5 protein-coding genes, 1 pseudogene and 1 riboswitch are annotated in these 6426 nt (G+C 74.1%); of the genes and pseudogenes, 3 read left to right on the top strand and 3 right to left on the bottom strand.

All coding sequences use genetic code 11. The annotated features are described in order from the left end of the window. The 3 genes and pseudogenes from ACZ499_RS36165 to ACZ499_RS36155 form a co-directional block, all read right to left on the bottom strand. Window positions 1-770 (bottom strand): annotated as a pseudogene (locus ACZ499_RS36165) (cobalamin biosynthesis protein); the annotation flags it as partial. Window positions 771-880: 110 nt separating this feature from the next. Further along, window positions 881-1021: riboswitch (cobalamin riboswitch) on the bottom strand. 109 nt (window positions 1022-1130) lie between these two features. Then, window positions 1131-1355 (bottom strand): hypothetical protein, encoded by a 225-nt coding sequence (locus ACZ499_RS36160; protein WP_385540583.1) that lies wholly within the window; start codon window positions 1353-1355, stop codon window positions 1131-1133. 28 nt (window positions 1356-1383) lie between these two features. After that, the gene (locus tag ACZ499_RS36155; RefSeq protein ID WP_468680933.1) at window positions 1384-2658 is read right to left on the bottom strand and encodes an inorganic phosphate transporter; all 1275 of its coding nucleotides are present in this window, start codon (window positions 2656-2658) and stop codon (window positions 1384-1386) included. 209 nt (window positions 2659-2867) lie between these two features. Between ACZ499_RS36155 and ACZ499_RS36150 the strand changes: the two genes are divergently transcribed. From ACZ499_RS36150 to ACZ499_RS36140, 3 genes are all read left to right on the top strand, one after another. Then, window positions 2868-3554, top strand: a complete 687-nt coding sequence (locus tag ACZ499_RS36150) for a class II aldolase/adducin family protein (RefSeq protein WP_468680931.1) — start codon at window positions 2868-2870, stop codon at window positions 3552-3554. A 47-nt stretch (window positions 3555-3601) separates the two neighbouring features. Further along, complete coding sequence (locus ACZ499_RS36145; RefSeq protein WP_468680929.1) at window positions 3602-4726, top strand: alpha/beta hydrolase; 1125 nt, start codon at window positions 3602-3604, stop codon at window positions 4724-4726. A gap of 320 nt (window positions 4727-5046) precedes the next feature. After that, window positions 5047-6369, top strand: a complete 1323-nt coding sequence (locus tag ACZ499_RS36140) for a hypothetical protein (RefSeq protein WP_468680927.1) — start codon at window positions 5047-5049, stop codon at window positions 6367-6369. The last annotated feature ends 57 nt before the right edge of the window (window positions 6370-6426 follow it).

The following is a 6426-nucleotide window of genomic DNA, read 5'->3' as shown; positions in this document are numbered from 1 at the left end:
TCCCCGACCATCACCCAAACACCCCATAAACACGTCCTCCCGGGGGGCTTGGTTTGGGTTTTTGTTTGTTTCCTCCGTCCTTCCCCCCCCCCGCGCGCGCCCCCCCGCGGCGCGCCCCCGGCGGCCACCGCCAGTGCGGCGGTGAGCCGGGCGCCCGGCCAGCCCGCCACGTCGTCCAGGCGCGCCGAGGCCCACCCGTACCGCCGATGGCGCGGCGAGCGGTGGCCGACCATCGCGTCCAGCGTGTTGACCGCGCGGAACGCGACCAGGCCTGGAACCCCCGCGAGCGCCCCCCACACCAGCGCGCCCACCACGGCGTCGGAAGTGTTCTCGGCGACGGACTCGACGACCGCGCGCGCGATGCCGGGCGAGTCCAGGGACTGCGGGTCGCGCCCGCACAGGTGCGGCAGGCGCGCGCGGGCCGCCTCGACGTCCCCGGCCTCCAGTGCCTCGCCGATCGCGCGGGCCTCCCGGCCCAGCGAAGTGCCGCCCACGACGGCCCAGGTGGCGGCGGCGGTCAGCGCGACGGACGCGGTGGGAAGCTTCCGTACCGCGCGCGTGGCGAGCAGTGCGGCGCCCGCGGCGCCTCCGGCGCACACGGCGGTGTGCAGCGCGCCCCAGCCCCGGTGGTCGCGCCACAGCGTGCGCTCCACGGCGGCCGCGGCACGGCCGAACGCGGCGACCGGGTGCCCGCGGCGGGGATCGCCGAGGAGGAGGTCGCCGAGGAGACCGGCGGTGGCGCCGTACGCGAAAGTGCGATCGGCACGCATGGGATCAGCCCGCCGCAACGCCGCGAAGAACTCTGGTACTTCCGGGAGGTGCCGGCAACAGGCAGGCGCGCATGGCGGTATGTCCTCACTCAGGGTGTCCGCGCCCTGGTACGACGTCGACCGGCGGTGAGAGTTCCTGGCTCACGGGGATGATTCCCCGATGACAGTGGCGGGACCGCGCCGGATTCGCACCGGCTTCCTCTTCTGCCGCCGTAAATGGCTCGGGCAGTCCACCACGCCCGGGAACGCCCGTCAACTCGCTGCTGACCTGCGACGGGAGAGTGTGTTGGGGCACACAGAGAACCGCCCTCCGGCCGGGCCGGAGGGCGGTTCGAGGTGTGTGCGGCGCTGCTCGCCGGGCTACTTGCCGACGATCAGACTGATGCCGTACGCGACGGCCGCCGCGCAGAGCGCGAAGCAGAGGTAGGCGGTGGTGCGGGCCACGGCGACGTTGCCCTTGCCGGCCGCGGCCGACTGCTGCTTGCTGAGGCCGACGATCCCGACGGTGAACAGGCCCACCAGGCCGACGGTGACGATGAGGCTGACACCGAAGACGGTGCCGAGAGCTGCCCAGTCGATGTGCATGACGATTCCTTTGGGGTGCGCGGCCGGGTCAGACGGTGGCCGGGCGGGCCGGGTCGACGGGGGCCGCCGGGGCCGGGGCCGGGATGGTGGCCGTCAGATCGGCGGCCACGGCGGCGGCGGTGGGCGGCGGGGTGACGGCGGCGATCGCGGTGGTCACGACGCCGGCGGGCTCGGCCGGGGACTCCGCCGGGGTGGCGGTGGCAGTGACGTCGTTGTGGTCGACCGGCTCGCGGCGCGACAGCTTCCAGATGAAGCCGGCACCCGCGATCAGCAGGATCGCCACGAGGACGATGCCCCAGGTGCCCTGGCCGGTCAGGAACTCGGCGCCGGCGCCGACCAGACCCGCGGCGGGCAGGGTCAGGCCCCAGGCGATGAACATGCGGGTCGCGGTGGACCAGCGGACCACACCGCCCTTGCGGCCGAGGCCGGCGCCCATGACGGAGCCGGAGCAGACCTGGGTGGTGGAGAGCGAGAAGCCGATGTGCGAGGAGGCCAGGATGACGGTCGCGGCACCGGACTGGGCGGCGAAGCCCTGCGGCGGCGCCAGCTCGGTCAGGCCCTTGCCCATGGTGCGGATGATGCGCCAGCCGCCGAGGTAGGTGCCCATGGCGATGGCCATGCCGGCCGAGACGATGACCCACAGCGGGGGGTTGGCGCCCGGGTGCAGCACACCGCCGGCGACCAGGGCGAGCGTGATGATGCCCATGGTCTTCTGCGCGTCGTTGGTGCCGTGGGCGAGCGAGACGAGCCCGGCGGAGGCGATCTGTCCGGCCCGGTAGCCCTTGGCGGTGGCCTTCTCGGCAGCCGGGTCGACGTTTCGGTTGATCCGGTACGTCAGACGCGTGGCCAGCATCGAGGCGACGCCAGCGACGATCGGGGCGGCGACGGCGGGGAGCAGCACCTTGGTGACGATGGTCGAGCCGTTCACCGAGGACCAGCCGGCCGACATCACGGCCGCGCCGATCAGACCGCCGAACAGGGCGTGGGACGAGCTGGACGGCAGGCCGAGCAGCCAGGTCACCAGGTTCCAGAGGATCGCGCCGACGAGCGCCGCGAAGATGACCTCTGTTCTGATGCCCTTCTCGTTGATGATCCCGCCGGAGATCGTCTTGGCGACCTCCACCGACAGGAACGCGCCGACCAGGTTGAGCGCGGCGGACATGGCGACCGCTGCTTTGGGCTTCAGGGCGCCGGTCGAGATGGTCGTGGCCATCGCGTTGGCGGTGTCATGGAAACCGTTCGTGAAATCGAACACTAGAGCTGTCACGACCACAATGGCGAGCAGCAGCGTGATGTGTTCCATTTACCCAGTCAATCGTTCGACGTCAGTGGCTGGACGAACGTAAGTAACCTGGATGAACGGAAGGTGAACTGGGTCGGGCTTCGCGGTGTATCTGACCGGTTTTTGGTGCGACCAGGCCCTGACAAACCCTGCGAACCGGCCATAGACCCCATTGAAGAGATTCTGCTCACTCCCTCGCCCGCTGCGCGGAGCCTGCGAGGATCGCCCCCATGGGAGAGCCGAAGGACTCCGGAGCGACCGCCACGGCCTGGGCCGAGCTGACCGCCGCCGCACGCCGCACCGCCGAGGAAGGCCTGGTCGTGGGCACCTCGGGCAACGTCTCCGTACGCGTCGGTGACCTGGTCCTGGTCACCCCCACCGGCGTCCCCTACGACCGCCTCGGCCCGGACGACACCGTCGCCGTCGACCTCACCGGCCGCCAGGTGACCGGCACGCTGCGGCCCACCAGCGAGCTGCCGATGCACCTGGCCGTATACCGGCACACCGACGCCCGGGCCGTCGTCCACACCCACGCCGTGCACGCCACGGCCGTCTCCACGCTGGTCAGCGAGCTCCCGCCGGTCCACTACATGACCGCCACGCTCGGTGGGCCGGTCCAGGTCGCGCCCTATGCGCTGTACGGGACCGAGGAACTGGCGCGGAACATGCTGCGCGCCCTCGAAGGCCGCACCGGCTGTCTCCTCCAGAACCACGGGACGATCACCTACGGAACCACTCTTTCCCAGGCATACGACCGCACCGCCCAGCTGGAGTGGATGTGCCGCCTCTGGCTCGCCGCCTCCTCCGTCCCCGGCCGCACCCCCTCCCTGCTCTCCGGCGCCGACCTCGACCGGGCCGCCGAACAGTTCCGGGGGTACGGCCAGGACGACGCCCCCGGCCCGGGCTTGCCCCGGTAGGCCCCCGCCCACTGGCCGTGTCGCCGCGCACTGCCGACACTGGAACGGTGCGCCCGGCTACAGCGACGGCAGCGGCCGTCACCACACTCATCGGCGTCGGCGCGGCCGCGGTGGCCGCCGGACGGTACGCGAGCGACGCGGCCCTCAAGGCGCCGCCAGGCCGCCCGCTGCCCACCGACCCCGACCTCACCGTGCACGCCACCGGGTCCGGGCGGATCGCCCTGACCCGGTGCCTGGCCTCGCTGCGCCCCGGGACGTACGGGATCGAGGGTCCCGGCATCCGCGCGGTGGTCGGCGAGGTCGTCGACGTGCCGCACCCGGCGGACACCGTGGTGCGCCGACTGGAACGGGTCACCCGGGGCAGCCCGCAGCCGGGGGACCGGGTCCGGCTCACCCCGCAGCTGCACCACGGCACCCCGAAGGAGGCGCTCGGCCTCGACTACGAGGACGTGGAGATCCCCGCCGAGCTCGGTGTGCTGCCCGCCTGGCTGGTGAAGGGTGTACGGAACACCTGGGTGATCACCGTGCACGGCCTGGGCACCACCCGCGAACACCCGCTCAACGTCATCGGGTTCCTGCACCGCCAGAAGCTGCCGGTGCTCGACCTCGCCTACCGGGGCGACGAGGGCGCCCCCCGGCCCCCCGACGGCCTCGGCCACCTCGGCGACTCGGAGTGGCGCGACCTCGACGCCGCCATCCGGTACGCCGTGCGCTCCGGCGCCGAGCGCGTCATCCTGCACGGCTGGTCCACCGGCGCCACCATGGCGCTGCACGCCGCCGCGAGCTCCGGGATGCGCGAGCACATCCGGGGCGTCGTCCTCGACTCGCCGGTGCTCGACTGGGAGGGCACACTGCGCGCCCTCGCCCTCGCCCACGGCGCCCCGAGCGCGCTGCTGCCGCTCGCCGTCCGGGCCGCGCAAGGCCGCACCGGCCCGCACGGCGACCATCTGCGCGAGGCGGCCGACCCGGCCGGCCTGCGCGTCCCGGCGCTGGTCTTCCACGGCCCCGACGACACCCTGGCCTCCTGGCACCTCACCCGTGAACTCGCGGCCCGCCGCCCCGATCTGGTGACCCTTCGCACGGTCCAGCACGCCCCGCACGCCTCGATGTGGAACGCGGACCCCGCCCGCTACGAGGAGGCGCTGCGGCGCTTCCTGACCCCGCTCATGTGAGGCGCGGGGCTGGAGCCCCCGAGGCGGCACACGGGGCCGCCGGCACCGCCCAGGCGATCAGGACGCCCATTCCGCTTCGGCTTTCGGCCCGTCAACGGACCGCACCACCCCGCGTGACAACCCCCGGACCCCGGCCGCGCCCGGCCCGCGCGGGATCCGGGCATGCCCCATTCCGTTTGGGCTTTCTGCCCGTCAACGGGAAGACTGCATCCGTGACGTCCCGGAAGCCTGAAGAGAAGTTGCCGCGAGACTCCAGACTGCGGCTTGTCCGCGCACCGCAGGCGAAGGATGCCCGACCCCTCGCCAGCGCACGCCGGGCCGTGAGCGACCGCCGCTCCCGGGCGGGCTCCCGGCCGCCCGAGGGCACCCCCGCCGCCGCCGAACTGGCCCGCCAGGCCAGAGCGGTCCTCGCCGACGCCGTACGCGTCGCCCGCTGGGCCGAGGCCGAGCGCGCCCGGGGCAGCGCGCCCCGCCCCGCCCCGACGGGCACCCTGTCCGGCGCCGCCGCCGAACTGGCCGCCGCCACCCTGCGGCTGACGCCCGCCCAGGTACGGGCCGGCTGGGACCGGGCCCGGCTCGCCGGACTCGTCGAGCTGCACGGCGGCACCGCGCGCCCCGGCTGGCGGCTGCGCGCCTGGGACCGCGACGACGCCGCGGTGCTGCGCGGCTGGGTCGCCCTCTTCGACGCCTGGTCGATCGTCCACCCCGCCCCGGCCGCCATCGCGCCCGCCGCCGTGGCCGAGGTCGTCGAAGCCGTTCCCCAGGTGCTCTCCCTCCTCCAGCTCTCGGCCGGTCCCGTCCTCGTACCGGCCCTGCTCGATCTGCTCGGCCAGCGCGTCGACGAACTGCGCGACGAGCGCTGCGAAGTCCCGTACGGCACCGACGCGGACGGCACCGGCGGGGACCGCCCCGCCTCCCTCGCCTTCCTCTCCCTCCTCTTGGACTGGGTGCTCGCCGGGCTCGCCGCCGTCGGCGCGCTCACCCTCGGCGAGGGCTCGGCCACCCTCACCCCGCTCGGCAGCTGGGCGGTGTGGGTCAAGCTGGAGCAGATCTGCGTCGCCGCGCAGAGCCCGGCCGGCAACATCGAGCAGTCCGCCGGGGACATGCTGCGCGGCTGCGCCCGGCTCACCCCCGGCCCGGCCCGCGCCGAGTACCGCGCCTGGCTCGCCGCCCGGCCCGTCGGCAGCGCGGTGACCGAGCTGCTCGACGCGGCCCGGGGCGAGGACGCCCTGGTGCGCGGGCTCGCCTTCGAGGCGCTGCGGGTCGTCGGCGCCCCCGCCGAGCCCGAGGTGCGCGCCGCCGCCGACGAGATCTTCCTGCGCCCCTACGCCCTGCTCTGGCTGGCCGAGCACGAGGGGAGCGACCCCGAGGACGTCACCGCCGTCCTGACCCGCGAGGAGTCCACCTGGCTCTGGGTCGACACCGCCGCAGCCGTAGCCGACCACGGCGAGGTCGAGCTGATGGTGCGCCACCTCGACTCGGCCGTGCAGGGCACCGTGCCCGCCCTGCTCGACGAGGTCAGGGCCGTCGGCCACCCCCGTACCGTCCAGGTCCTGGTCGCCCTCGCCGCCGCCCATCCGGACCCGGCCCTGGCCAAGGCCGTGCGCCGCGCGGCCTTCCAGGTCCACACCGGCGGGGTCTAGGGCCTGTCCGGGGGATCTGGTCGCCTGCGAGGTGCCTGCGCCTTCCGGTCCTGGTGA

This window comes from Streptomyces sp. NPDC031265, from assembly GCF_055570295.1.
Note: the sequence above shows the minus strand (reverse complement) of the source record. Positions and strands in the feature narration are given on the sequence as shown.

Excerpts from the sequence above, each read along its gene's own strand:
- ACZ499_RS36160 (WP_385540583.1), bottom strand. The coding sequence starts at position 1,355 with ATGCACATCGACTGGGCAGCTCTCGGCACCGTCTTCGGTGTCAGCCTC.
- ACZ499_RS36150 (WP_468680931.1), top strand. The coding sequence starts at position 2,868 with ATGGGAGAGCCGAAGGACTCCGGAGCGACCGCCACGGCCTGGGCCGAG.
- ACZ499_RS36155 (WP_468680933.1), bottom strand. The coding sequence starts at position 2,658 with ATGGAACACATCACGCTGCTGCTCGCCATTGTGGTCGTGACAGCTCTA.